Source organism: Shewanella sp. 5_MG-2023 (genome assembly GCF_030547465.1).
Taxonomy (GTDB): Bacteria; Pseudomonadota; Gammaproteobacteria; order Enterobacterales; family Shewanellaceae; genus Shewanella.
Genome location: NZ_JAUORC010000018.1, coordinates 1 through 25,408 on the forward strand (window position 1 = coordinate 1; position 25,408 = coordinate 25,408).

Sequence of the window (25,408 nt, forward strand, 5' to 3'; positions counted from 1 at the left end):
GGAGAAGGATTCGAACCTTCGAAGGCTGAGCCGTCAGATTTACAGTCTGATCCCTTTGGCCACTCGGGAACCCCTCCTCAATTGCGGCGGCAATAGTAGTCACGAATTAAATATAAGTAAAGGAAAAATCGAAAATAATGCTCAAGTATTTGTTTAAGTGGTCGATAAAATATCAACCTTGATAAATTTGATGTAAATATATGCAAATTGAGTCGCCATTAGTCAACGAACTGCAATTAGGCAATCGCCTTAATGATGCAGTTGAACACCATAGAAGAGGCGAATTCGCGCTACTACTTTCTATGTTGTCTAATGACGCTTGCGATATGGCGCAATTTCAAGTCGATAAAAATTTATCCATTGATGAAAAATTATATAAACAGTTACATATTCCTAAACCCCAAGCATTAGTGTGCGATATATCTCAGCAACAGGCGATTAATCATGCCGGTGATTTTTATGAAAGCGGTTTAAGCCAATTTCATTTACAGCAGGCGTTAAAACCTGAAGCTGTAGTGACGCGGGGAAAATATGATAAAGATTTGCAAATCACCTTAGCGAATTGTGATCTACTGACTAAACTTAAGCACCAACAATTAGTCCCAGATACATCAGCTCTAGCGCAAAATGAATTTCTTGAGCAATTAACCATACAAAGAAAGATGAGCGAAACCCTAGCATCACAACTTTATGCCGTTGCCTAGTTAATGCAGGTGCTTAGTAAATGCCGTGGCAGTGATTAAGCCGTTACTTGAGTTAGTTGCTACTAAGCGTTAAGCGCCCGCTGGTTAGACAGCCCCAATTAGGTGTATTACTGATTGGTAATATTGTGAGGCATATAAAAATTTTATTTCAGTTTTTGGGCTATGCTGACGTTTTAATGTGTATTGATAGGTGATAAAAGTGATAAAAACGATTACTAAGCAAGAAGTACAAGTCAGTGACAACTGTAATGATTGCGGCAGCTTTGTCGATATTGGTGCTGTTATCGAAGAAGAAGATACACAACTTATCTTGCAAGTTGATGGTGAAAACTTTCAGCAAATTGCAGATGACTTAGTTAGCAAAGCCAAAGAACGTTTTAGCAATGTCAAAGTACAGCAGCAAGTAACCGAGCAAGATGCGGTGGTTACTTTTGAATTTGACGTTACGGTAGAAAAAATGATTTTCCAATTAGAAAACGGCCTTTAATTAGTCTTTTCTATGAGGTGTTGAAGGTTACAACTTGCTGTTTTAAAATAGGAAGTGTAACCTTCATTTACCGAAGTTGAGTAAAATTCAACATCATGATTTTGATAATATCATTTTTGTAAATATCTCTTTTTAGCAACACTTCTTAACTTTTTTAAAGTGTTATTAACGGCTAAGTTCCGTTATTTTGAGTAGAAAAAACCTCCACAGAAAGAGGTTTACCCGACTGTTAAGTTGTCCTTTGGGAATAATAATGAAGCAAACTGAACAACAACATTTATTAGAGTTAATTGTAAACTCTGTCGCCAAAGAACAAGGCGACTTTAAACAGACCTCAGAGTTAGTCTGTAAATTACTACTAAAGTTTTTTAATGCTAGTAGCGTTTCAGTTATTTCATTACGTAACAAGTCACTAAAGCAAGAAATCATTGCTTGTCTGTCTGCTGATGACAGCTTAAAACAATTAATTTACCAACACCGCAACGATAATCTTGTTGCAAATGCCTACTTTGATGATATACGCCGTTACCGTCATATTGTCAGTGACAGTTCTCAAACTGACACCCGTCTGCAGGGCTTAAGTGCTTATTATAAGCAAGCCAATGTTCACGCAAATTTAGATGTTGCCATCCGTATCAATGGTCATATAGAAGGGCTATTGTGCATTGAGTTTGAACATCCTCTAAAGCTAACAAGCGATCAAATACAATTTGCTTGTCAATTTGCCGATCAATTGGCTTTAACCCTTGCCACCCGCTATGCCTACGATAAAGATGAGCGAATAACACTATTTCATAGTGCTACAGAGCAAGCTAAGCATGTATTGATGCTTATTAATCTTAAAACCCAAATTATTGAATATATAAATCCAGCTCATGAAAAAATGACTGGCCTAAGTCGCGATATTGTTCAAGATAATCAATTAGTCAGCTTAGATTTTTTTCGTGGCAAACGAGAGCTTGCTGATGAAATGACCCAAGCGTTAATCAATGGCAATGTGGTAGAAGGTGAAAGTGAGCTAACTCGTCTTGATGGCTCGAACTACTGGGTGCAGTATCAAGCCAACCGCTTTGTCACTGAGCAAGGAAACGATTACGCCTTAGTGTCATGCCTTGATGTTACTGCTCAGCGTAAAAGCAAAGAGCAGCTCGAGCATCTTGCTTGGAATTGCAGCCTCACCGGCCTGAGTAATCGCCTTCATTTTACTCAGCAATTAGAAAGGCTCTCACAAGGCACGTTGATCCTTATCGACTTAATGGGCTTTAAGCGGTTTAACGATACCAATGGTCATGAGCAAGGCGATGCCTTGTTATCCGAAGTCGCTCGACGATTAAAGCATTTTGCTAACAGCCATGATGCTATTGATGTGGCGCGAGTCGGCAGTGACGAATTTGCAATGATTTTACCGCAATTTTATGCTGCTGAATTACTCGAGAACAATATTAATAAGTTATATCAACAATTACTGGTCACCTCGGTAATTGGTCGTGAAAAAGTTGACCCTAAAGCGGCGCTAGCCATTGTTGATATAGCTGCGGTTGCAGATCAGTTTTCACCACTATCCTGTGCTGATATTGCTCTGCAGTACGCGAAAAAGAAGCCATCACTGAATTACCAAGTCTTTAATGATGACTTATTAGCAACCTTTAAAAATAACGCCGAAATAGAGCGAGATTTACAAACCGCGGTACGTAACAGGCAATTTGAACTGTATTATCAGCCACTGATGGATTTAAAAAATCATAAATTTATTGGCGCAGAAGCATTAATCCGCTGGCATCACCCCAAAAAAGGTGTGCTTTACCCGGGGGCATTTATTGATATCGCTGAACAAACCGGCATGATCACTGTCATTGGCGAATGGGTATTGGAAGCGGCCTGTAAGCAACTTAACTTATGGCAGCATAAGAATGTTGATATCGTCATGCATGTTAATGTTGCTGCAAGGCAATTTTTCAGTGGCAATTTATTTGAGCAAGTTTGGAGCTTAGTTACCCGCTACCGGATTAAACCACAAAGCTTAATTTTAGAAATTACTGAAACTGAGTTAATGGGAGATATTCGCCATGCAACCCGACTTTGCCAAGAATTAGCCGATTTAGGCGTTGGCTTAGCCATCGATGATTTTGGTACAGGTTACAGCTCTATGCGTTATTTAAAGCAGTTTCCAATTACTAAGTTAAAAATCGATCGCTCATTTATTGCCGATTTAACCACCAGTCATCAGAGCCGTGAAATTGTCAGCGCCATTATTGCTATGGCCAAGGCGTTAAATATATCCCTAACAGCAGAAGGGGTTGAAACCAAGGAGCAAGAGCTGTTCCTTGAAGATAGCTGTTGCCATCACGCACAGGGTTATTTATACAGCCCAGCCATAAGAGAAAACGAATTTTCACAGTTTATTTTTGAAAAAAATGAAGTCGTGCATTAGCACGACTTGTTGTTATTTGATGGCGTGTTAGCCTGTTAACTTCATGCAGCAGGCTTTAAATTTTTTACCACTATGGCAGATACATGGGTCATTTCGCTTTGGTAAATCCGCGTTAAATTGCTCACCAGTGGTGTAAAACCACTTAGCGTCTTCTCGAACAAATTGTGATTTTTCATAGATCGCATCGATTTCACCGTCATGATAAAACCAAGCTTTAAAGGTCACCGTTGCCGTGGCGAGCTCATCTTGTGGCTCAAAATTAATCACCTCTAATCCAAGCCATCGAGTAAGCTCAGCCCCTTGAGACAAATCATTAATAGATAGGCCGCCGCGATAGTTAGCATGATGAGTCTCGATTAAATAGGGATAGTGTTGTAATACAAAGGCGCAATAACGCGAGCGCATCAGGATCTCAGCTGTGGCTGCAACTTGAACATTACTGTGGTATGGCTTACAACAATCTTCATAAGTTGAATCACTGCCGCAGGGACAATGTATTTTAGTCGTCATAGTAGCTGTCTTTTAAATGCAATGAGTAAAAATGGGTTATAAAGTGTTGAAGGCTTATCTTTAATGGCTTAAAGCACTGATTATTAAACTGGTTAATAAGAGTTTTAAACTAGTAGCTTTAACAATTGCTATGGAATTCGATGTTCTGCTTCAACGGGTACAGAACCCACTTCAGCTTCATTTTCAACTGATATTGATTTAGCTTCAGTATTGAATTGGCGACCATAATATAAGTTAGAAATGGGTTTTGCCGAATAGTAAAGCTCAGGGTTCATTTTGGTGTTTGAATCAACAATAAACTGCCATTGATTGTTAGTGTCTTTTTGAGACACAAAAACAAATTTACCTGAAAATACACTAATTTGATCGCCTGTTTCTTTTTTAGGGTGGAATCGAACCAAATAAAAGCCAACGTCAGTAGCACTATCGTTAGTTAGCTTTCTATTGATGACTCGAAAATCGACTTCAATACGGGCTTCTCTTTTAGCAATTTTTTCAAAAAAATGCTGATAAAGTTCAATTATTTGTGGTTTACCGGTAATGATACCTTGATTTGGTGTTTCAGAAAGGTACACCGCATCATCGGTATACATGGTCTCGATGATACTGATATCTAAATTTTCAAAACCTGACGCAAAAGTTTTATAGTTTTGGTTTATGATTTCGTTATCTGTCAAGGTCACAGCTTGATTGAAAAAACTGATTAATGAGAAGCAGGCAATAAAAAATATTTTATAATGAGGCATGCAATTATTTTGCTCTTAGTGATTCTAACAATAGTCATTACGACAATGGCAACACTATAAATTATTCGGTAGTGATACTAAAGTGGATAATCTTTACAAAGTGTGTAGGAACCAATAATGAATAACGATGACAGCGCACTGTTTTTAGCAGAAATGGCAGGGGTAAAACCCATTAAGGCCAGTGATAGTATTTTTAGCTTCGATTCCGACATCGCAACAGAAGCGCAATTAGCCAGACGAGCTGCTGCAGCGCAGAATGAGTACATTAGTAAACTTACTGTAGATCCGATGATGATTAGCGCGGTAAAACCGGAAGACATGGTGAGTTACAAGCTTGATGGGGTTCAAGATGAAGTGTTTAGTCATCTGCGGCTTGGTAAATATAAATATCAAACAGTGGTTGATTTACATGTTTATCGCTTAGCTCAAGCGCGGGAATACCTTATCGAGGCGATTATCAAAGCACATCATCGTGGTGAGCGTAATATTTTGGTTATTCACGGTAAAGGCTTTAAAAGTAAGCCATACCCAGGGTTAATGAAATCAGCAGTGTGCCAATGGTTGATGCAGTTAGACGAAGTGCAAGCCTATCATTCTGCTACTCGTACTCAGGGTGGCACCGGTGCAGTATTTGTTATGCTGGTTAAATCCGCTCAGCAACGAATTGAGGCAAGTGAAACTAATCGTAAAGGAAGCGGTTTTAGGTAGTCTATATTATCGGCATCACATAGCGTTATTACCCTTATAACAAGGCCTACTCACTAAAACAGTCAGTGGGCCTATTTGTTATTGGCAGTTCATTTAAAACAGCTAACGATGAGTTACCAACCGCATTGACGGTTTTGTTGGCTATTTTGCTTATCTAACCACACTTGTAATGGCGCAAAATAATCGAGTACCGCTTTAGCATCCATGTTTTTAGTGCCAGTGACGATATTTAACGCTTCAGGCCACGGCTGACTTAAACCTGACTCAAGCATTTGATTAAGCTTATCTCCGGCGTCTTTATTACCATAAATACTACAACGGTGCACTGGGCCTTCATTACCGGCGATCTCACATAATGCTTTATGGAACTGGAATTGAAGTACGTGGGCTAAAAAGTAGCGTGTGTAAGGAACATTGCCAGGGACGTGATATTTAGCGCCCGGATCAAAGTCTGCTTCAGTACGTGCTATAGGCGCTTTAACGCCTTGGTATTTTTCACGTAAATCCCACCAAGCTTGGTTATATTGAGCTGGGCTAATTTCGCCATTAAATACTTTCCAGCGCCATTGATCGATCATCAAACCAAATGGCATGAAGGCAATTTTATCAAGGGCTTGACGCAGTAACAGTCCGATGTCTTTTGATTCATCAGGCACTTCATCTAATAGACCGATTTGTTTGAGGTAACTCGGCGTAATTGATAGCGCAATCGTGTCACCAATGGCTTCATGGAAACCGTCGTTTGCAGAACCTTTAAATAGGTGAGGTTGGTTTTTATAAGCGCGCTGATAATAGTTGTGACCTAATTCATGATGAATAACGGTAAAGTCTTCGGCGGTTTTTTGAATACACATTTTAATGCGAATATCGTCTTCGTTATCTAGATCCCAAGCTGAAGCATGACAAACGACATCGCGATCTTTAGGCTGCACAAATAATGAGCGAGTCCAAAATGTTTCTGGTAGCGCTTCAAAGCCTAATGATGAGAAAAACCCTTCAGCTTGCTTAACCATTTTAATTTCATCATAGTTATTGGCCGCTAAAAGCTCGGTAACATTGTAGCCAGGATCTGCATCATCAGGGGCGACAGTATTGTAAATGGTTCCCCATTGCTGAGCCCACATATTACCCAATAGATGCGCAGGAATAGGACCATTATCTGGTGCTACCTCGTCTCCATATTGCTGATTTAGTTCGCCACGGACATAACAATGTAGTGAATCATATAAAGGTTTAATATCACCCCAAAGTCGGTCTAATTCGGCTGAAAACGCCTCAGGCTCCATATCATATTGACTACGCCAAAGTTCTGATAAATCGCTAAAGCCTAAATCTTGCGCGCCTTCATTAGCCAGCTCAACTTCACGTTTAAATAATGGACGCATAGGTTTGGCTATTTCACGCCATCCTTGCCATGCTTCTAATAGCACCGCAGGATCTTGAGATTCAGCCATCAAATTTGATAATTCTGGCTGGGTTAAGCAGCGACCATCGGCAAAACAGTATTTCCCTTTACCGTATAAGCCATTCAGTTCTGAGCTAATTTGTGCAAGCTCAGCGTTTTTAGCAGGATCTAATGGCGCAGGTAATACCAAGCTACTTCGTAAAATATGTAACTTGCGGGCGTTAACAGGATCTAATTCGACCTTGGCATATTTAGCCGCTTCGGTGGCAAAGCCAACTGACATCGAAGTCATTTTTTCACTAATTGCAGCAGAAAGCGCAGCAGTATCTTCAGTGATAAAATTGCTATAAACCCATTCGGTGCGTGCGCCTTCTACAGAGAGTTTGGCCAACTGTGCTTCAGCATCATTAATAAATGCGATTGCTGAAGCGCTATCAATTTTGGTTGTTTTTTCATTTGATTGGCTAGCTGGTGGCAGAGGATTTGTGGTGGTTAAATTAATCTCTTCATCCATTTGTTGGCAGGCTGAAAGGCCAAGCGCCATTGAAATAACAACAGCGATAGTAGACGGTTGTTTAATAGTTAACTTCATCTTACAGGTTTCCTTATTTTTATTTTCGACGACAGTTTACATAATTAACTTAAATATTGCATTTTAGTTGCAACTTGGTGCACAAAGGGTTGCTGTTACTGTGTTGAGATGTAATAGCTACAAGAAATTAGATTGACAACTGTGCGCTCAATGTTTAATTTAAACGAGTGTTTTAATTGATTTGGGTCATGGAATGGCAGGCAGAACAGATACAAAAACAAGAATATTAGATGCTGCTGAAAAACTTTTCGCTGAGAGGGGCTTTTCAGAAACATCTTTACGTCTAATTACTAGCAAAGCCGAAGTTAATTTAGCTTCAGTTAATTATCATTTTGGTTCAAAGAAAGAGCTGATTAGAGCTGTATTAGCACGCTATTTAGATGTGTTCATGCCAAGCGCAGCTGCTGAAATAGATAGATTATTTAAAAATCCACAACTAGCTAATTTGAATGAGATATTTTCATCTCTAATTAATCCATTATTGGAATTAAACCAAGTTAGGCAGGGGGGAACAACGATATTTCTGCAATTGTTAGGTCGTGGTTATATCGAAAGTCAGGGCCATTTAAGGTGGTTTATCACCACGCATTATGGTGATTATTTAAAAGTTTTCGTTAAAGCGGTATCAGAAAGTGCGCCGCATATTCCGCCTGCAGAAATGTTTTGGCGACTACACTTTACCTTAGGGACCATAGTATTCACCATGGCTTCAGCTGATGCACTTAACGAAATTGCAGAAGCTGATTATGGTGAACATAATGATACTGAAGCAATCATTCGTAAGGTGATTCCATATATGGCCGCTGGTGTTTCAGTGCCAATTTTAGCTAAGTAATAAGGGATTAACATGACTGTCGTTATACTGGTTTTAATAGCACTTGCTGTGTTATTTGGTGTGCGTAATTTAAGGATGCGATTTATCACGCGTCCGGTTTTTTCGTTTTTTAAGAAAGTACTTCCGCCATTATCTAGTACTGAAAAAGAGGCGATGGAAGCGGGTGATGTGTGGTGGGAAGGTGAATTGTTTGGCGGAAATCCAAACTGGAACACGCTTCACAATTACGGTAAACCCCAATTAACAGCAGCTGAGCAAGACTTTATCAATAACCAAGTGCAAACAGCGCTGAGTATGATGGATGATTATGACATTGTTCACAACCGCAAAGACTTACCACCTGAGTTATGGGATTACTTCAAAAAAGAAGGTTTTTTTGCATTAATTATTCCCACTAAATTTGGTGGTCGAGAGTTTTCTGCCTACGCCAACTCAACCATTGTCAGTAAAATTGCCTCTCGCAGCATTAGTGCGGCCGTTACGGTTATGGTTCCTAACTCTTTAGGCCCTGGTGAGTTATTAACTCATTATGGTACTGAAGAGCAAAAACAGCGTTGGTTACCTGCGTTAGCTAATGGTGATGAGCTACCGTGTTTTGCGTTAACTGGCCCAGAGGCGGGGTCAGACGCTGGTGCAATACCTGATACTGGTATTGTGTGTCGCCGCGAATTTAATGGTGAAGAAGTATTAGGTTTAAGTCTTACTTGGGATAAACGTTACATTACCTTGGCACCTGTAGCTACAGTGCTTGGTCTTGCATTTCAAATGCGTGACCCTGAGGGCTTATTAGGTGATACGGTTAATCTTGGTATTACCTGTGCGTTAATTCCAACCGATCATCCCGGTGTTGAAATTGGTCGTCGTCATAATCCATTGATGATGGCCTTTATGAACGGCACCACAAGTGGTGAAGATGTATTCATTCCACTGGATTGGATTATTGGCGGCCCTCAGTTTGCGGGTAAAGGCTGGAGAATGCTGGTTGAGTGTTTATCTGCCGGCCGTGGTATTTCATTGCCAGCATTGGCAACTGCATCGGGTCATATGGCCACTAAAACCACAACAGCTTATAGTTATGTAAGACAGCAGTTCGGTATGCCAATTGGTAAATTTGAAGGTGTACAAGAAGCGCTAGCGCGTATTATCGCTAACACTTATCAATTAGAAGCGGCCAGATGTTTAACCACCACCGGTATTGATTTAAAAGTGAAACCATCGGTGGTTACAGCGATTGCTAAATATCACATGACTGAATTAGGTCGAGATGTGGTAGAAGATGCGATGGATATTCAGTCTGGTAAAGGTATTCAGTTAGGGTCGAAAAACTATCTCGGTCATGCTTATATGGCCAGTCCTATTTCTATCACTGTTGAAGGGGCGAATATTTTGACCCGTTCGCTGATGATTTTTGGTCAAGGGGCAACACGCTGTCATCCTTATGTATTGGCTGAAATGGAAACTGCGGCGATGGAAGATCAAAAAGCAGCCATTAACCGTTTCGATTCATTATTAATGGGCCATATGACTTATGCTATTCGAAATGGCGTCATGGCTTTCTTTAATGCATTAACAGCCAGTAAAACCAATTCATCGCCAGTTAGTGGTACCACTCAGCAATATTATCGTGATATGAGCCGTATCTCGGCAGCTTTAGCGATAATGACTGATTTAGCTATGTTGGTCATGGGCGGTGATTTAAAACGTAAAGAGATGATCTCAGCGCGTATGGGCGATGTGCTAAGTCAATTATACCTAGCATCAGCAACCTTAAAGCTGTTTGAAGATAATGGCCGTCAACAAGATGATTTACCGGCAGTGCATTATGTCATGACTGAAAGATTACATCTTGCCGCTAAAGCATTGGAAGAGGCTATTCGTAACTTCCCAAATAAGTTTGTTAGCGTATTGCTTAGAGTGATCATATTTCCATTAGGTAATCACTTTAATGCGCCAACTGACAAACAAGCAACGACCTTAGCAGATGGTTTCATGCAACCTTCGCCAGCAAGAGATAGGTTAACTTTCTTATGTGCTGATTTTGACGGAGATAGCAGCGGCATTGCTGAAGTTGAGCAAGCATTTACAGCTAAATATGCTTGTAAAGGTTTGTACTCTCGCCTTAAGAAAGCCCAAAAAGCGGGGACTCTTGATGCGAAACAGCCAATGGTTGACTTGTTTAACCAAGCTTTAGCCAATCACGTGATTAATCAAGCAGAGCTTGAGCAGCTACTTGATGCCAATGAAAAGCGCTTAGCTGCTATTCATGTCAATGATTTTGAAAGCCTATAATCGAAAGTTAACTGACGTTTGACTGTAACGGTCTAGCGTTACCTGAGGTTTGAATGTTAAACAAGTAATGTTTATGCCTTGGGTACTGTTAGCCTGAAATAATGACGACACACAATTTTCTAAATCAAAACACACATATTTAGCACATAAAAAAACCACCTAATCAGGTGGTTTTTTATTAGCTATTTGAAGCAATTAACTCATATTAAGCAACAACAAGTACTTTACAAGTGTTAGTGCCACCAACAGTTTCCATTGCATCGCCTTTAGTCATTAATACCATGTCACCTGATTTAAGGTAACCAGCAGCTGCAACCGCTTTTAACGCTTCTGATGCTAATGCATCAGCTGGGAAAGCTGTAGAATCAAACTGAACTGGCATAACGCCACGGAATAAAGCTAATTTTGCTAAGGTCTTTTGATGACGAGACAGTGCGAAAATTGGTAATGCAGAGCTGATGCGCGACATTAACTTGGTGGTTTCGCCTGATTCAGTCAAGCTGATGATAGCTTTAACACCTTTTAAATGGTTTGCAGCATACATAGTTGAAAGGGCAATGGTTTCTTCAATAGTATCGAATGTTTCGTTCATTCTATGCTTAGAAGACATCACTGATGGATGCTGTTCTGCACCAGCACAAACATTGCTCATTGCTAACACAGTCTCTTCAGGGAAGTCACCGGCAGCAGTTTCAGCTGAAAGCATCACAGCGTCAGTGCCATCTAGTACGGCGTTCGCTACGTCCATAACTTCAGCACGAGTTGGCATAGGGCTTGAAATCATTGATTCCATCATTTGAGTTGCAGTAATCACAACTTTGTTCAATTGACGTGAACGACGGATAAGTTTCTTTTGTACTGCAACTAATGCAGCATCGCCAATTTCAACACCTAAGTCACCACGTGCAACCATTACCGCGTCAGATGCTTTAATGACATCGTCCATCGCTTCATCAGTACCAACAGCTTCTGCACGTTCTACTTTTGATACAATAAGTGCAAAACTGCCCGCATCTTCAGCAAGCTTACGTGCTAAATCTAAATCAGCGCCAGTACGTGGGAAAGAAACGGCTAAGTAATCAACCTGAATTTGCGCAGCCGTTAAAATATCTGCTTTGTCTTTTTCAGTTAGTGCAGGGGCTGTTAATCCGCCGCCTTTTTTGTTGATGCCTTTATTATTAGATAAAGGACCCGCAACAGTAACACTAGTGAAAACTTTACGACCTTCTACAGATTCAACTTTAAGCTGAACACGGCCGTCATCAAGCATAAGAATGTCACCTATGACAACGTCATTTGGCAATTCTTTATAATCGATACCAACTTGTTTCTCGTCACCTTCACCTTTAGCAAGATCTGCATCTAAAATGAAAGTATCACCTAAATTCAACTGAATTTTTTTGTTATCTTTAAAGGTAGATACACGAATTTTGGGGCCTTGCAAATCACCTAATACAGCTACGTGAACACCTAACTCTTTTGCAATATTGCGAGCGTCAGTAGCACGTTTAAGATGATCTTCTGGTGAGCCGTGTGAGAAGTTAAGACGTACAACATTTGCACCAGCGGCAATGATTTTACGTAGGTTATCATCGCGGTCGGTTGCAGGTCCAAGTGTCGTAACGATTTTAGTTCTGCGGAACATAGGATACTCCGTTAATTTAAAAGAAAAAGAATTCGGTACTAAATATTATGGACTTATATTAACAGAGATTTTCGAATTATGTAGGAAAGTTACGAACAAAAAGATCGTTTTTGAGATATATATCTGTGACTGAGTCGTATAAATTCAATAAAAAAGGCCGAACAGGTAATATTGTTCGGCCTTTCGGACAGGTAATTATTTAGTAATAATTAGATGGTAAGATCTTTATTTATCCGAGATTCTTTCAATACTTCTTTAACACGTTTTAGATTATCGCGAAAACGCGGGCCTCTTCTCAAGGTAAAGCCTGTGGCTAACACATCAATAGTAACCAGCTGTGCTAAACGTGAAGCCATAGGTAAATACATGTCAGTATCTTCTGGCACTTCCATGGTAACAGGCAACGTACATTCGTGAGACAGTGGCGAGTTACGAGCAGTAATCCCAATCACCGCAGCGCCATTTTCACGGGCAATTCGGGCTATTTCGATTAATGATTTAGTACGGCCAGTGTGGGATATAAGCACCACAACATCACCTTCATCGCAGCCAATACAGCTCATACGTTGCATTAATACATCATCAAAACAAATGACCGGTACGTTAAAACGGAAGAACTTATTTTGCGCATCGTGAGCAACTGATGAGGATGCTCCCAGGCCAAAAAACGATATTGTTTTAGCTTGCGTTAAAATATCTACGGCTTTATTGACTGCAACCACATCAAGGCTTTGACGGGCAGTATCAAGGGATGCCATTGAAGATTCGAAGATTTTTGTTGTATAGGATTCAGGAGAATCATCTTCTTCAACATGGCGGCTTACATAAGGTGTACCGTTAGCAAGACTTTGGGCCAAATGTAACTTAAAATCAGGGAAGCCCTTAGTATCAAGTCTGCGACAAAAACGGTTCACAGTGGGTTCGCTGACGTCAGCCATTTTGGCAAGCGTTGCAATACTAGAGTGAATCGCCGTTTGCGGAGAAGAGAGAATGACCTCTGCAACTTTTCGCTCTGACTTACTAAATTGTGTAAGGCTTTTTTGCACCTTCTCAAGGGTATTCATAAGTAATTGTCCGCTAAAATGGATGATGTAATTTTATATCATAAATTACAATTTAGGAGGAAATGAAGTAATTTTCATACCTCTAAAAACGATTATAAGCCGTTTTGTTTTATTTTTTGTAACTAATCTATGATAGTAAAGTAATTTAACAACTAAAATACTATCAGGTTTTATGTGAAAAAGGCTAGATGTAACCAATATCAATAATTGTAAAATTATAATGCACAAATTTAATTCTGTTGTTATATTACAACAAAAGTGTGCTTTTATTCACTGGCAACTAAAAATGGTTTGCCTGTGAACACGCATAATAAAGGAGTATTTTAAGCAATGAGTAACTCATCAATAGGCGCCAAGGCTTGCGACTTTGTACTTTTTGGCACCAAAGGCGATTTAGCACGCCGTAAGTTGTTACCTTCTCTCTATCAGCTTGATAAAGCGAATCTATTAGATAAAGACACCAAAGTTATTGGTGTCGCTAAAGATGCCTTTACTCAAGAAGAGTTCATTGAACTTGTCAATAAAGCATTAAACACTTTTGTAAAGGACGAGTTATGTGAAGAGACCCTCGCTCGCTTTATTGCTCGTTGTCATTATATCGGTACTAATTTTACCGATTCTGAAGGCTACAAAGCTTTCCATGGTCTTTTAGAGCCAACTAAGCGTGTAATGGTCAGCTATTTCGCCACGCCTCCGTCAATCTTTGGTGAAATCTGTCGTTGTCTTAATGAGCAAAACCTTATTCATTCCGACACCCGTATCGTGCTTGAAAAGCCAATTGGCACTTGCCTTGCGTCATCAAAAGTCATTAATGACAAAGTTTCTGAATTCTTCAATGAAAATCAAGTTTACCGAATTGACCACTATTTAGGTAAAGAAACCGTTCAAAATCTCATTGCCCTGCGCTTTGCGAATTCATTGTTTGCTTCTAAGTGGGATAACCGCACGATTGATCATGTACAAATCACCGTAGCTGAAGAAGTCGGTATTGAAGGTCGTTGGGGATACTTTGATACTGCAGGTCAAATGCGTGACATGATCCAAAACCATTTACTGCAAGTGCTGACGCTTGTGGCAATGGACCCGCCAGTAAATTTAGATGCTGATAGCATTCGTGATGAAAAAGTAAAAGTACTTAAGTCATTGCGTCCAATTACCCCAAACAACGTGTTTGAAAACACGGTTCGTGGTCAATATTCTAGTGGTTATTTAAAAGGCTCACCTGTTCCTGGTTATTTAGAAGAAGAGGGCGCCAATGTTAAATCTAACACTGAAACCTTTGTAGCGCTTCGCGTTGATATTGATAATTGGCGCTGGGCTGGCGTGCCGTTCTACTTACGTAGTGGCAAACGTATGCCGTTTAAGAGCAGTGAGATTGTGGTTTACTTCAAAAACCCGCCGCATAATTTATATCGTGACACCATGCGTAACTTACCACCAAACAAGTTGACTATTCGTTTGCAACCCCATGAAGGTGTTGAAATTCAAATGATGAATAAAGTCCCAGGTCTGGAAGAAAAGCAACGCATCCAAACCACCAAACTTGATTTAAGTTTCACCGATACCTTTAAAAACGAACGCATTGCCGACGCTTACGAACGTTTATTACTTGAAGCCATGTTAGGTAATCAAGCATTGTTCGTGCGCCGTGATGAAGTTGAGCAAGCCTGGACTTGGGTCGATGGCATCATCAATTCTTGGGAAAATGGCGGCGAGAAGCCTAAGCCATATCCAGCAGGTACATGGGGCCCTGTGGCTTCAGTTGCTTTAATCACTAAAGATGGTCGTTCTTGGGACGAGTAAGGAAATATTATGATTAAAGAATCTGTATTTAAAGCATTTGCAACCCCAGCGGATCTCGAAACCAAATTAGCTGACAAAATTGCCAGTCAGTTGCAGGATGCGGTTGATAGCCGTGGTAAAGCAAGCCTTGTTGTTTCAGGTGGCTCGACACCGCTTAAATTATTTCAATTACTAAGCAATAAAGCGATCGACTGGAGTGATGTTTATATCACACTTGCCGATGAACGTTGGGTAGATGCAGAAGCTGCAGATTCTAACGAGCGCTTAGTAAGAGCACATTTATTACAAAATCGCGCAGCAAGTGCCAAATTCCGTGGTTTAAAGAATATGTTTGATAGCCCTGAAAAGGGCTGTGACATGACGATTGAGTCTCTGGCTAACTTCCCTAAACCATTTGATGTTGTGGTATTAGGCATGGGTACAGATGGCCACACTTGTTCGTGGTTCCCTTGCAGTAAAGAATTAGAAAACGCTTTTACGACTGATTTACTTTGCGCAGCCGTTAATCCAACGACTGCTCCACATGCACGTATTACCTTATCTAAAGGTGCCATTTTAAACAGTCGCCAGATTTATCTGCATTTAGTAGGTGAGTCAAAACTATCCGTATATCGCCAAGCTTTGGAAAGCGACGATGTGAATGCAATGCCAATTAGAGCCGTATTAGCGCAGCGTAAAACGCCCGTTGATGTGTTTTATAGCGCGTAAAGGAGTTAACCATGCACTCAGTAGTTCAAGCTGTTACCGATCGAATTATCGCTCGTAGCCAAGATTCACGTAAAAAATATCTCGAAGCATTAAACGATGCTCGCGCCAAAGGCGTACATCGTAGTGCATTAAGCTGTGGTAACTTAGCCCACGGTTTTGCGGCTTGTAAGCCAGATGATAAAGACTCTTTACGTCAATTAACCAAAGCGAATATCGGTATTGTGACGGCATTTAACGACATGTTATCTGCTCATCAGCCATATGAAGATTACCCAAATTTCATTAAAAAAGCCTGCCAAGAAGTCGGTAGTGTTGCTCAAGTTGCTGCGGGCGTTCCGGCAATGTGTGACGGTGTTACCCAAGGCCAACCTGGCATGGAGCTAAGCTTACTGAGTCGTGAAGTGATTGCAATGTCAACGGCGGTGGGTTTATCTCACAATATGTTTGACGGCGCCTTATTATTAGGTATTTGCGACAAGATTGTTCCGGGTTTATTGATTGGCGCGTTAAGTTTTGGTCATTTACCAATGATGTTTGTGCCAGCAGGCCCAATGAAATCTGGTATTCCAAACAAAGAAAAAGCCCGTGTACGTCAACAATTTGCACAAGGTAAAGTTGATAGAGCGGCATTGTTAGAAGCTGAATCAAGCTCTTATCACAGTGCGGGTACTTGTACTTTCTACGGTACTGCTAACTCTAATCAGTTAATGCTTGAAATGATGGGGCTACAGTTACCTGGTTCTTCGTTTGTGAATCCTGATGATCCACTACGTGATGAACTAACCGCAATGGCAGCTAAACAAGTGTGTCGTTTAACCGAAATGGGCACCCAATACACCCCAATCGGTGAGATTGTAAATGAAAAATCAGTGGTTAATGGCATTGTAGGCATCCTTGCAACAGGTGGTTCTACCAACCTGACTATGCACATTGTTGCTGCAGCGCGCGCCGCTGGCATCATTGTAAACTGGGATGACTTTTCAGATTTATCTGATTGCGTACCATTATTGGCAAAGGTTTATCCAAACGGTCATGCTGATATTAACCATTTCCACGCCGCAGGCGGTATGGCATTTTTAGTCAAAGAATTGCTAGATGCAGGGCTTATCCATGAGGATGTCAACACTGTAGCGGGCTTTGGTTTACGTAAATATACCCAAGAGCCGCGCATTCTTGATGGCAAGTTAACTTGGGTTGATGGGCCAACAGAAAGTTTAGACAAAGAAGTGTTAACTCACATCGACACACCTTTTCAAAATAACGGCGGTCTAAAATTACTTAAAGGTAACCTTGGTCGTTCAGTGATCAAAGTCTCTGCTGTACCAGCAGCTAACAGAATTGTTGAAGGTCCAGCGGTTGTGATTGACGACCAAAACAAGCTTGATGCAATTTTCCAAGCAGGTGGTTTAGACCGAGATTGTGTTGTGGTGGTAAAAGGCCAAGGCCCGAAAGCTAACGGTATGCCAGAGTTACATAAACTCACGCCATATTTAGGTACCTTACAAGATAAGGGCTTCAAAGTGGCGCTTGTTACAGATGGCCGTATGTCTGGCGCGTCAGGCAAAGTGCCTGCAGCGATTCACTTAACGCCAGAAGCATTAGATGGTGGCCTTATCGCTAAGGTTGAAGATGGCGACATGATCCGTGTTAATGCTGATACCGGCGAGCTAAGTTTACTGGTGGATGAAGCCACTTTAACTGCACGTGTAGCAGGGAAAGTAGATCTACATCACTCAAGTTATGGCATGGGCCGTGAATTATTCGGTGCTTTACGAAATAGTTTAAGCAGCCCAGAAACAGGCGCTCGTAGTACCAGTGCCATTGACGAAATTTATTAATTAAAAGGAAGATACTCGAATGCTTGAGAATAACTGGACGTTACAGCCACAAGATATTTTTAAACGCAGCCCGATTGTTCCTGTAATGGTTATCAATAAAATTGAGCATGCAGTACCGTTAGCTAAAGCATTAGTAGCGGGCGGCATCAGTGTTTTAGAAGTCACTTTACGCACAGAATGTGCTTTAGAAGCCATTGCATTAATTGCTAAAGAAGTCCCAGATGCGTTAGTGGGGGCAGGTACTATTTTAAATGAATTGCAACTGCAGCAAGCTGTAGATGCGGGTTCACAATTTATTATTACGCCAGGTGCTACCGTTGACCTGTTAAAAGCAGCTAAGCGTGGTAATGTGCCGTTAATTCCAGGTGTTGCGAGCATCTCAGAAGTCATGGCGGGGATGGAGTTGGGTTACACTCATTTTAAATTCTTCCCAGCTGAAGCGTCTGGCGGCGTTAATGCATTGAAAGCCTTCTCGGGTCCATTGGCGAATATTCGTTTTTGTCCAACAGGCGGTATTACGCCGACAAGCTATAAAAACTACTTAGCATTAGCCAATGTTGATTGTATTGGTGGTAGCTGGATCGCGCCTACTGATGCAATGGAACAAGAAGATTGGGGTCGTATTACCCAGTTATGTAAAGAGGCTATCAGCGCTTTATAACGCTAGAGTTTAACTAATAACAGCTAAAAGCCACTTTCGAGTGGCTTTTTTGTCTTTAAAATAGGACCGATCATCAAATTAATAGTGTATAAATAGATACTCTTAAATTGGCACTTTAAAATGGACACTTCGTTAAATGGACAAGTACCAGCAAACAGTAAACGTATTTGATAAAGCGGCTGATAAATATCAGCAAAAATACATGGATTGTGCCTTATATGCTGATAGTCTTAATCGTTTTGCTGCGTTAATAGACACTCAATTCAACATTGAATCTAGTTCTAAATCGGCATTTAAAACAGAAACGGGTATTTCCGTATACGATATCGGCTGCGGACCAGGTAACGCCAGTTTGTATTTGCAACAAGCATTAGCTCAGCAACGAAATGTCCCGATAAATATCAGTGGAATAGATTTATCTACGGCGATGATAACGATTGCCAAGCAGCAAAACCCGACGGGGAAATTTGAGGTTAACGATATCCGGCAGATATCTGTTTCTAACGATAAATTTAATGTACTGCTGTGCTCATTTTGTCTGCCGTATTTAGCAAAAAGCGATATAGCGCCTTTTATTGAATCTTTAGCTAAGGTATCCACACCACAAGCGTTGATCTATATTGGCTTTATGCAAGATGATTACAGTCAATCATGTGTGCAAGAGTCTGCTGAAGGTGACAAGCTACATATGTATTTTTATCAACCTGAATTTATAGCGTCTTTGCTCTGCCAATATGATTTTGAAATTGTCACCAGCTTTACCCAAGATCATATCGTCGATGGTCAGAAGAAGGCCACTGATAGGTTTTTATTTGCTAAGAAAAACAGTGTTAATTAAGGAGTGATCGAATGCGAACATGGCCATTAGCTTCCAAAATCCCTTTTATTAGTCTGCTAGTTCTATCGTTTGCCTGGTTTTTATTTTATCAAAACGATATGTGGATTAATGATTATGGCGCAGCAAAATTCGATTGGTTGTTACTCATTGACGCTGCTATCATTTTACCCATAATTTGCTTTTTGTGTATCAAATCTACCAAGTTAGCACTTGTTAAGGCACTCGGTTATTTTGCTATTTTAATACTGCTTGGCAGTTATATTATTCCCTCAGAGCAACAAATATTATGGCCTTATTTAACTCAGATCCGTTACCTGTTACTGACGGTATTTGTATTAATTGAGGCATTTTCAATTACCTGCGTGATATTTGCCATAAAAACGGCGCTTAAATCAGGAGTTGATCCTGATATTGCAATTAAGCAGCCAATTAGTGCTTTATTTGGTAATAACTTGGTAGCCGATATCATGATTTTTGAAGCCAGAGTTTGGAGCTTCTTTTTGTGTGGCCATTTAATCAAACCGTCAACATATCACGGTGATTCACAATTTAGTTATCATCATAAAGACGGTAATCAGTCTAACGCGCTAGGATTTATAATGATGATAATGTTTGAAATACCGCTGATGCATTTACTGGTTCATTTTATGTTTTCAGCGTTCAGCGCTAATGTGGTAACGGCATTAACCTTGGTGAGTTTAGTATTCTTTATTGCTGAATACCGTGCTATGTCACGCAGACCGATCACAATAGAGAATTGTGCAGCCTCATTAGTCACTGATAATTACAACCCAAACACTCAAGCTGAGCTTGGCCTCGCAGATTTAAATTCAGGCTCAGGAGCAAGCATCGGAATTCAGAATAAATTACATATTCGCTACGGAGTGTTTAATAGCTTTAGCATTGATTTAAGTAATATTAAAACTGTCGAACCCAACAAATTAGCCATTCGACGTGCTGAAACGATAAAACGCTTTAACTTTTCTGGCGCTCCCAATGTCAAACTAACCTTAGTTGAGCCTATTAAAGGTATTGATAGTGTATATATTGGAGTCGATCAACCAGATGCGCTTATTGGTGAACTAACACTAGGTCTCGTTAAACCAAATTGCTGACACTAGGCCAATATAATGGCTGTTATTGACCTTATATAGTTTCAGCTTAACGTGCGCAGCTGTATTTGCTGCATATGATTATTAAAGTGCATTACATGGGCAAGGGCGTAGTCTTGTTTACTGAGCTTGCCATAAGCAAAGTGGGGCTGTAAATGACCGTTATATTGCTGAAAATCTACGAGCGATTGTTGCAATCTTTTGAGGGCTAGCAAATAATCAGCCTGCTTTGAAATTAAAGGTGCACCGGGTATGACTTCTGCAAGGTTATGAGTCATCTTGCCTTTAGCACTGAATAAAGCAAATGCGCTAGCCCCAATAGTGTGTTTAAAAATCTCTGCTTTTTGCTGGGGATAACCTGTCATTGAATACTCAACACTTTGGGCGCAATGAGTAAAAATTTGGTTTAAATCCCAACCTGCTGATGTCGTGCTTAAAGTAGCCTTTGCTGCTTGCTCTGGGTTGTTGCCAATGACGGCTGCAGCAAGCAATTGCGCTATTTGAGATAATATATTATCTATAGTCAATGGCCGAGGTGCTGGGGTGATGCTAAACCAAGTCACTGTACCTGCAATTGTCACACCAGCGCCAACCACGGCACTGCCTTTTACCAAAGCTGTTAAAAACGCTCTTCTGTCCATGGTTATCCTTGTTGGGCTTTGTGAGTAGCAGACTAAAATTACGCCAGCTGTTAATTTTGCCTTGCTGTTTCACTGATTTAAAATCAAGTTTTAAGGTAGGGAAATAGCTGTAGCGTTTGTTCAATAATATCGACTTTATGGCCTTTTTCTAAATACACTGCATAAATTTCTCGAGAAAAAACCGGCGCATCTTCGACAATAAAAAGTCTATTGCTTTCAATATATTCAAACGCCATTTGTCTTGGCAGGTAGGCGGAGCCACCGACATCCAATAAAAAATTAAGTGCAATCCTTGGTTGGTTCATCGAGTGTTTTGCTGGCGGTGAGTCTTGAAAATTGCGGCGGTATTGGCTGTTAATCGACTCACCATAGTCCACCATAATGTAGTTTGCTAATGTCGACTTTTGTTTGGCACGATTTGATTCTGTGCTCACTAGGTATAACGGCACAGTCGCAACCTTAGTGATGACAAGATCTTCTACATAAGGCGGCTCGAATAAAAAGGCCACATCAATAACGCGACTTAACAGGCTTTTTCTTAATTCAACGGGCGATAGGGTACTGGTTAATAAACTCATCCCTTCGATATTGAGGTGAATTTTGGTGAGCCAGCCTTGTAGGACGATATCCCATATAGACATGATAGAACCTATGGCCAGTTGGTGGTTATCACCCTCAGCAATCCCCACATCTTGCTTGGCTTTTTGCCACATCAATAACAGCTCATTGGCATGCTTAATTAATCGGTTTCCTTCTGGTGTTAATTTGAGGTGTTTCTTACTGCGATCAAACAGTAACACCCCCAAGTCCTCTTCTAAAAGCTTGATTCTGGCACTGACAGCAGATTGAGTGATAAACAAATTTTCGGCAGCGACTCTAAAATGTAGCGTATGGCTAACTTCTAAAAATGTTTTTAATAATTCTACTTTCATCAAAATCCTTTAAAAGCTGTGATTAAATTTTTTAATTAAACACATCAAAATATAACGTTATATTTATGAGAGAGATACTCTTACACTCAGCGAATTACAGCACCTTTGTGCAATAAAAGAAACATGTTCAGGACATATTATGAGAATTGCCATTCTATCAAGAAACCCAAATTTATATTCAACTCGCCGCTTAAAAGAGGCCGGTGAAGCTATGGGCCACACAGTGGATATTATTGATACATTACATTGCTACATGGATATTACCAGCAGTAAGCCAACCTTGCGCTACGATGGTAAAGAGTTACCTATGTATGATGCGGTGATCCCGCGTATTGGAGCATCGGTAACATTTTACGGTACTGCTGTGGCGAGACAATTTGAAATGATGGGGACTTTTAATATCAATGAATCTGTCGCCATTAGCCGATCTCGCGATAAATTACGTTCATTGCAATTATTGTCACGTAAAGGCATTGGGCTGCCACGTACCGGTTTTGCTAATAAGCCTGACAACATTAAAGATTTAATTAAAAACGTTGGTGGCGCGCCTGTTGTGATTAAGCTACTAGAAGGCACTCAAGGTATCGGGGTGGTTCTTGCTGATACCGCTAAAGCTGCTGAAGCCATTATCGAAGCCTTTATGGGGTTAAAAGCCAACATTTTGGTACAAGAATTTGTTAAAGAAGCTGGTGGCGCCGATATTCGCTGTTTAGTGGTTGGCGGTAAGGTTGTTGCGGCAATGAAGCGCCAAGGGGCAGAAGGTGAGTTTCGTTCCAACTTGCACCGCGGTGGCTCTGCTGTAGTGGTTAAATTATCTAAAGAAGAGCGTGAAACAGCAGTTAATGCAGCCAAAATTATGGGGCTAAACTTATGCGGCGTTGATTTACTGCGCTCACAAAATGGCCCTATGGTGATGGAAGTTAATTCATCACCAGGGCTTGAAGGTATTGAAACGGCAACGGGTAAAGATGTCGCGTCAATGGTATTTCAATTTTTAGAAAAGAATGCCAAGCCCCATAAAAACAAAACCCGTGGTAAAGGCTGATTAGGACGTCATTATGGATAAGTTAATTATTGGCGATTTTACCATTTTACCCGGTGAGCAGCGCAAAATAGAGCTACCGGTAGCAAAATTATATACCGATGCTGATGTTTCTTTACCGGTACATATCATCCGTGCCAAAAAGCCGGGGCCAACAATATTTATCAGTGCGGCGGTACATGGTGATGAATTAAATGGCATTGAAATTATACGAAGGCTAATTAAACAAAATAAATTTAAGATCACTTCAGGGACCCTCATAGCTGTACCTATGGTCAATGTGTATGGGGTTGTGAATCAAAGCCGCTACATGCCAGATAGACGAGATTTAAATCGCTGTTTTCCTGGCTCTGCGAAAGGTTCATTAGCTGGGCGGGTAGCACATATATTTCTTAATGAAATCGTTAGACATTGTGATTACGGCATCGATTTACATACTGGCGCGATACACCGCTCTAATTTCCCGCAAATTAGAGCGGATATGGACGATGAGGAAACCAAACTACTTGCCGAAGTGTTTGGCGTGCCGGTTATTTTAAATTCAAACCTAGTGGATGGTTCTTTAAGGGAGTCAGCTGTTAAGAATGAAACCAAAATCCTCTTGTATGAAGCAGGTGAAGCGCTAAGATTTGATGAGTTTTCAATACGTGCAGGCATGAAAGGCATTTTAAATGTGTTGCAGCACTTAGGCATGATTAGAAAATCATCATCAAAAGCAAAGAAAAAGCGCGCCCCATTTATCGCCAACGGCAGTCAGTGGGTACGTGCCAATGCCAGTGGGATTGTGCATAACATTGCTAATTTGGGTGAACAAATTACTAAAGGGCAAGTTTTGGCTGAAATTGGTAGCCCCTATGGCGAAGTGATTGACTCGGTGATCGCATCACGCTCTGGCATAATAATCGGTAAACAAAACATACCGCTAGTGCAAGAAGGTGAAGCCATGTTTCATATTGCTTACTTTAGCGAAAATGATGAAAAAATTGCTGAACACATTGAAAATGTTCAAGAACAACTATTACCAGATTCTGTAAATTAATGAGTTTCGATATGAAAAATAAAACGATTATTGGCAACTTAGAGTATATCGCGCTGCCTAAATTGGGTATCACCGAGTTACAAGTACGTGTGGATACAGGGGCTAAAACTTCGTCTTTACATGTAGATAATATTAAAAAGGTGCTGATAGATGGCGAGCATTGTGTCTCGTTTGATATTCACCCAGATTCACATAATGTTGATACGGTAAAAAGCTGCCATGCTCCTATTAGTGATATCCGTAAAATTAAGTCATCTAATGGCACCTCGGAGCAACGTTATGTGATTAAAACGCCAGTAGTTCTTGGGCAACAAAAGTGGTCGATTGAAATTACCCTTACCGATCGCTCAGACATGAGTTATTTAATGCTATTTGGTCGTGAAGCTTTAGGTACACGGTTTTTAGTGGATCCGTCAGCGGTATATTTAGGATCTTGAATCTAAATATGAATTCAGGTTTAGTAATAACGACGAGGTGCAATAATGGATTTCGTACAAGTTGAACAATGGCTAAATTTGACAGTGTTTACTGTTGCACAACAGCCAATTACCTTAGGTGGGTTATTGATCATTCCGGTGATCATAATTGTCGGTTTGTTCATCACTAAATTGCTAGTAAAACTGATCACTAAGCGGTTAACGTCTAAAAAGACTGACCCTAATATTATCCATCTGTTGCAACGTATATTGTATGTCATCGCCATTGCAATATTATTAATTACTTCGCTTGATTTAATTAATGTGCCCATTACCGCATTTGCATTTTTGTCCGGTGCCATTGCAATCGGTTTTGGTTTTGGCGCGCAAAACATTATTAACAACTTCATTAGTGGTTGGATATTAATGTGGGAACGCCCCATTAAAATTGGTGATTTTCTTGAAGTTGAAGGTGCTAAAGGCATAGTCGAAGCCATTAATAATCGTTCGACTCGTATAAGACGGGTTGATGGCGTTCACTTGTTGATCCCCAATAGCACGTTATTAGAAAACACTGTGGTGAATTGGACACTAGTTGATAATTTAGTCAGGTCAAATGTGCGGGTTGGCGTAGCTTATGGGACTAAGGCAAGAGTTGTCGCAGATTTGTTATATGAAGCAACTATCGCACAAAAAGAGGTATTAATTGAGCCTAAACCTGTGGTGAGTTTTGAAGACTTTGGTGACAACGCGCTAATATTTGAAGTTAACTTTTGGATTAACTCCACTGTAGAAGGGGGGTTAAGGGTGACGCGAAGTAATATTCGTTTTGCACTGGATGAATTATTAGAGCAAAACAATTTTGTGGTGGCATATCCACAACGTGATGTGCATCTGGATGGCTCACTGACACTAATAAAGCAAAGGTAAACAGTAAATTATTAAATAAAAATACCGCTGAT

General features: G+C 40.5%; 23 protein-coding genes. 16 read left to right on the forward strand and 7 right to left on the reverse strand.

What is annotated here, in order from left to right; all coding sequences use genetic code 11:
• Positions 1-200 precede the first annotated feature (200 nt).
• From Q4557_RS11935 to Q4557_RS11945, 3 genes are all read left to right on the forward strand, one after another.
• Positions 201-704, forward strand: a complete 504-nt coding sequence (locus Q4557_RS11935) for a VC2046/SO_2500 family protein (RefSeq protein WP_303412934.1) — start codon at positions 201-203, stop codon at positions 702-704.
• A gap of 199 nt (positions 705-903) precedes the next feature.
• Positions 904-1,191, forward strand: a complete 288-nt coding sequence (locus Q4557_RS11940) for a DUF406 family protein (protein WP_102476730.1) — start codon at positions 904-906, stop codon at positions 1,189-1,191.
• A gap of 253 nt (positions 1,192-1,444) precedes the next feature.
• On the forward strand, positions 1,445-3,622 hold the full coding sequence (locus Q4557_RS11945) for a bifunctional diguanylate cyclase/phosphodiesterase (protein WP_303412937.1): 2,178 nt from the start codon (positions 1,445-1,447) through the stop codon (positions 3,620-3,622).
• 27 nt (positions 3,623-3,649) lie between these two features.
• Here the strand turns inward: Q4557_RS11945 and Q4557_RS11950 are convergent, their stop codons facing one another.
• Entirely contained in the window at positions 3,650-4,132 is a 483-nt protein-coding gene (locus Q4557_RS11950; protein ID WP_102435550.1) for a YchJ family protein, read from the reverse strand.
• A 128-nt stretch (positions 4,133-4,260) separates the two neighbouring features.
• Entirely contained in the window at positions 4,261-4,809 is a 549-nt protein-coding gene (locus Q4557_RS11955; protein WP_303412940.1) for a DUF4440 domain-containing protein, read from the reverse strand.
• A 186-nt stretch (positions 4,810-4,995) separates the two neighbouring features.
• Here Q4557_RS11955 and smrA point away from each other — a divergent pair, with 186 nt between their 5' ends.
• Entirely contained in the window at positions 4,996-5,586 is a 591-nt protein-coding gene (smrA, locus tag Q4557_RS11960) for a DNA endonuclease SmrA (RefSeq protein ID WP_102435546.1), read from the forward strand.
• Positions 5,587-5,699: 113 nt separating this feature from the next.
• Here smrA and Q4557_RS11965 read toward each other — a convergent pair whose 3' ends face one another.
• Complete coding sequence (locus Q4557_RS11965) at positions 5,700-7,583, reverse strand: M2 family metallopeptidase (RefSeq protein ID WP_303412942.1); 1,884 nt, start codon at positions 7,581-7,583, stop codon at positions 5,700-5,702.
• Positions 7,584-7,776: 193 nt separating this feature from the next.
• Between Q4557_RS11965 and Q4557_RS11970 the strand changes: the two genes are divergently transcribed.
• Positions 7,777-8,418: a TetR/AcrR family transcriptional regulator gene (locus Q4557_RS11970; protein ID WP_076541009.1), complete on the forward strand. Its 642-nt coding sequence runs from the start codon at positions 7,777-7,779 to the stop codon at positions 8,416-8,418.
• 12 nt (positions 8,419-8,430) lie between these two features.
• Complete coding sequence (locus Q4557_RS11975) at positions 8,431-10,707, forward strand: acyl-CoA dehydrogenase (protein WP_303412944.1); 2,277 nt, start codon at positions 8,431-8,433, stop codon at positions 10,705-10,707.
• A gap of 205 nt (positions 10,708-10,912) precedes the next feature.
• Here Q4557_RS11975 and pyk read toward each other — a convergent pair whose 3' ends face one another.
• Positions 10,913-12,352, reverse strand: coding sequence for a pyruvate kinase (pyk, locus tag Q4557_RS11980; RefSeq protein WP_102435540.1), 1,440 nt, complete (start codon positions 12,350-12,352; stop codon positions 10,913-10,915).
• A 209-nt stretch (positions 12,353-12,561) separates the two neighbouring features.
• Positions 12,562-13,416 carry a MurR/RpiR family transcriptional regulator gene (locus tag Q4557_RS11985; protein ID WP_102435538.1) on the reverse strand — a complete coding sequence of 285 codons (855 nt, stop codon included), beginning with the start codon at positions 13,414-13,416 and terminating at the stop codon, positions 12,562-12,564.
• Positions 13,417-13,746: 330 nt separating this feature from the next.
• Here Q4557_RS11985 and zwf point away from each other — a divergent pair, with 330 nt between their 5' ends.
• The 6 genes from zwf (at position 13,747) to Q4557_RS12015 (ending at position 20,379) form a co-directional block, all read left to right on the forward strand.
• Complete coding sequence (gene zwf / locus Q4557_RS11990; protein WP_102435536.1) at positions 13,747-15,219, forward strand: glucose-6-phosphate dehydrogenase; 1,473 nt, start codon at positions 13,747-13,749, stop codon at positions 15,217-15,219.
• A 9-nt stretch (positions 15,220-15,228) separates the two neighbouring features.
• Positions 15,229-15,927, forward strand: coding sequence for a 6-phosphogluconolactonase (gene pgl / locus Q4557_RS11995; RefSeq protein ID WP_102531116.1), 699 nt, complete (start codon positions 15,229-15,231; stop codon positions 15,925-15,927).
• Positions 15,928-15,938: 11 nt separating this feature from the next.
• Positions 15,939-17,765 (forward strand): phosphogluconate dehydratase, encoded by a 1,827-nt coding sequence (gene edd / locus Q4557_RS12000; protein WP_102531117.1) that lies wholly within the window; start codon positions 15,939-15,941, stop codon positions 17,763-17,765.
• 19 nt (positions 17,766-17,784) lie between these two features.
• A complete protein-coding gene (locus tag Q4557_RS12005) occupies positions 17,785-18,426 on the forward strand; it encodes a bifunctional 4-hydroxy-2-oxoglutarate aldolase/2-dehydro-3-deoxy-phosphogluconate aldolase (RefSeq protein WP_303412952.1) in 642 nt (213 codons plus the stop codon).
• A gap of 136 nt (positions 18,427-18,562) precedes the next feature.
• Positions 18,563-19,264 carry a class I SAM-dependent methyltransferase gene (locus tag Q4557_RS12010; RefSeq protein WP_303412955.1) on the forward strand — a complete coding sequence of 234 codons (702 nt, stop codon included), beginning with the start codon at positions 18,563-18,565 and terminating at the stop codon, positions 19,262-19,264.
• 11 nt (positions 19,265-19,275) lie between these two features.
• A complete protein-coding gene (locus Q4557_RS12015; RefSeq protein WP_303412958.1) occupies positions 19,276-20,379 on the forward strand; it encodes a hypothetical protein in 1,104 nt (367 codons plus the stop codon).
• A gap of 41 nt (positions 20,380-20,420) precedes the next feature.
• Here the strand turns inward: Q4557_RS12015 and Q4557_RS12020 are convergent, their stop codons facing one another.
• Positions 20,421-21,017, reverse strand: coding sequence for a DUF1569 domain-containing protein (locus tag Q4557_RS12020; RefSeq protein ID WP_102476741.1), 597 nt, complete (start codon positions 21,015-21,017; stop codon positions 20,421-20,423).
• Positions 21,018-21,100: 83 nt separating this feature from the next.
• Complete coding sequence (locus Q4557_RS12025; RefSeq protein WP_102531121.1) at positions 21,101-21,949, reverse strand: LysR family transcriptional regulator; 849 nt, start codon at positions 21,947-21,949, stop codon at positions 21,101-21,103.
• 139 nt (positions 21,950-22,088) lie between these two features.
• On the opposite strand from Q4557_RS12025, the gene rimK reads away from it, so the two are divergent.
• The 4 genes from rimK to Q4557_RS12045 are packed head-to-tail and all read left to right on the forward strand — an operon-like array spanning position 22,089 to position 25,376.
• Entirely contained in the window at positions 22,089-22,994 is a 906-nt protein-coding gene (gene rimK / locus Q4557_RS12030) for a 30S ribosomal protein S6--L-glutamate ligase (RefSeq protein WP_102519522.1), read from the forward strand.
• Positions 22,995-23,007: 13 nt separating this feature from the next.
• The gene (locus Q4557_RS12035; protein WP_303412965.1) at positions 23,008-24,030 is read left to right on the forward strand and encodes a succinylglutamate desuccinylase/aspartoacylase family protein; all 1,023 of its coding nucleotides are present in this window, start codon (positions 23,008-23,010) and stop codon (positions 24,028-24,030) included.
• A gap of 11 nt (positions 24,031-24,041) precedes the next feature.
• Positions 24,042-24,467: a RimK/LysX family protein gene (locus Q4557_RS12040; protein WP_102435517.1), complete on the forward strand. Its 426-nt coding sequence runs from the start codon at positions 24,042-24,044 to the stop codon at positions 24,465-24,467.
• Positions 24,468-24,512: 45 nt separating this feature from the next.
• Positions 24,513-25,376, forward strand: a complete 864-nt coding sequence (locus tag Q4557_RS12045) for a mechanosensitive ion channel family protein (protein ID WP_303412968.1) — start codon at positions 24,513-24,515, stop codon at positions 25,374-25,376.
• Positions 25,377-25,408: the final 32 nt, after the last annotated feature.

Coding starts and splice junctions, on each gene's coding strand:
- Q4557_RS12015 (WP_303412958.1), top strand. CDS start 19,276: ATGCGAACATGGCCATTAGCTTCCAAAATCCCTTTTATTAGTCTGCTA.
- Q4557_RS11970 (WP_076541009.1), top strand. CDS start 7,777: ATGGCAGGCAGAACAGATACAAAAACAAGAATATTAGATGCTGCTGAA.
- Q4557_RS12010 (WP_303412955.1), top strand. CDS start 18,563: ATGGACAAGTACCAGCAAACAGTAAACGTATTTGATAAAGCGGCTGAT.
- Q4557_RS12040 (WP_102435517.1), top strand. CDS start 24,042: ATGAAAAATAAAACGATTATTGGCAACTTAGAGTATATCGCGCTGCCT.
- Q4557_RS12035 (WP_303412965.1), top strand. CDS start 23,008: ATGGATAAGTTAATTATTGGCGATTTTACCATTTTACCCGGTGAGCAG.
- pyk (WP_102435540.1), bottom strand. CDS start 12,352: ATGTTCCGCAGAACTAAAATCGTTACGACACTTGGACCTGCAACCGAC.
- Q4557_RS12020 (WP_102476741.1), bottom strand. CDS start 21,017: ATGGACAGAAGAGCGTTTTTAACAGCTTTGGTAAAAGGCAGTGCCGTG.
- edd (WP_102531117.1), top strand. CDS start 15,939: ATGCACTCAGTAGTTCAAGCTGTTACCGATCGAATTATCGCTCGTAGC.
- Q4557_RS12025 (WP_102531121.1), bottom strand. CDS start 21,949: ATGAAAGTAGAATTATTAAAAACATTTTTAGAAGTTAGCCATACGCTA.
- Q4557_RS12045 (WP_303412968.1), top strand. CDS start 24,513: ATGGATTTCGTACAAGTTGAACAATGGCTAAATTTGACAGTGTTTACT.
- smrA (WP_102435546.1), top strand. CDS start 4,996: ATGAATAACGATGACAGCGCACTGTTTTTAGCAGAAATGGCAGGGGTA.
- Q4557_RS11945 (WP_303412937.1), top strand. CDS start 1,445: ATGAAGCAAACTGAACAACAACATTTATTAGAGTTAATTGTAAACTCT.
- Q4557_RS11985 (WP_102435538.1), bottom strand. CDS start 13,416: ATGAATACCCTTGAGAAGGTGCAAAAAAGCCTTACACAATTTAGTAAG.
- Q4557_RS11950 (WP_102435550.1), bottom strand. CDS start 4,132: ATGACGACTAAAATACATTGTCCCTGCGGCAGTGATTCAACTTATGAA.
- pgl (WP_102531116.1), top strand. CDS start 15,229: ATGATTAAAGAATCTGTATTTAAAGCATTTGCAACCCCAGCGGATCTC.
- Q4557_RS11935 (WP_303412934.1), top strand. CDS start 201: ATGCAAATTGAGTCGCCATTAGTCAACGAACTGCAATTAGGCAATCGC.
- Q4557_RS12005 (WP_303412952.1), top strand. CDS start 17,785: ATGCTTGAGAATAACTGGACGTTACAGCCACAAGATATTTTTAAACGC.
- rimK (WP_102519522.1), top strand. CDS start 22,089: ATGAGAATTGCCATTCTATCAAGAAACCCAAATTTATATTCAACTCGC.
- zwf (WP_102435536.1), top strand. CDS start 13,747: ATGAGTAACTCATCAATAGGCGCCAAGGCTTGCGACTTTGTACTTTTT.
- Q4557_RS11965 (WP_303412942.1), bottom strand. CDS start 7,583: ATGAAGTTAACTATTAAACAACCGTCTACTATCGCTGTTGTTATTTCA.
- Q4557_RS11975 (WP_303412944.1), top strand. CDS start 8,431: ATGACTGTCGTTATACTGGTTTTAATAGCACTTGCTGTGTTATTTGGT.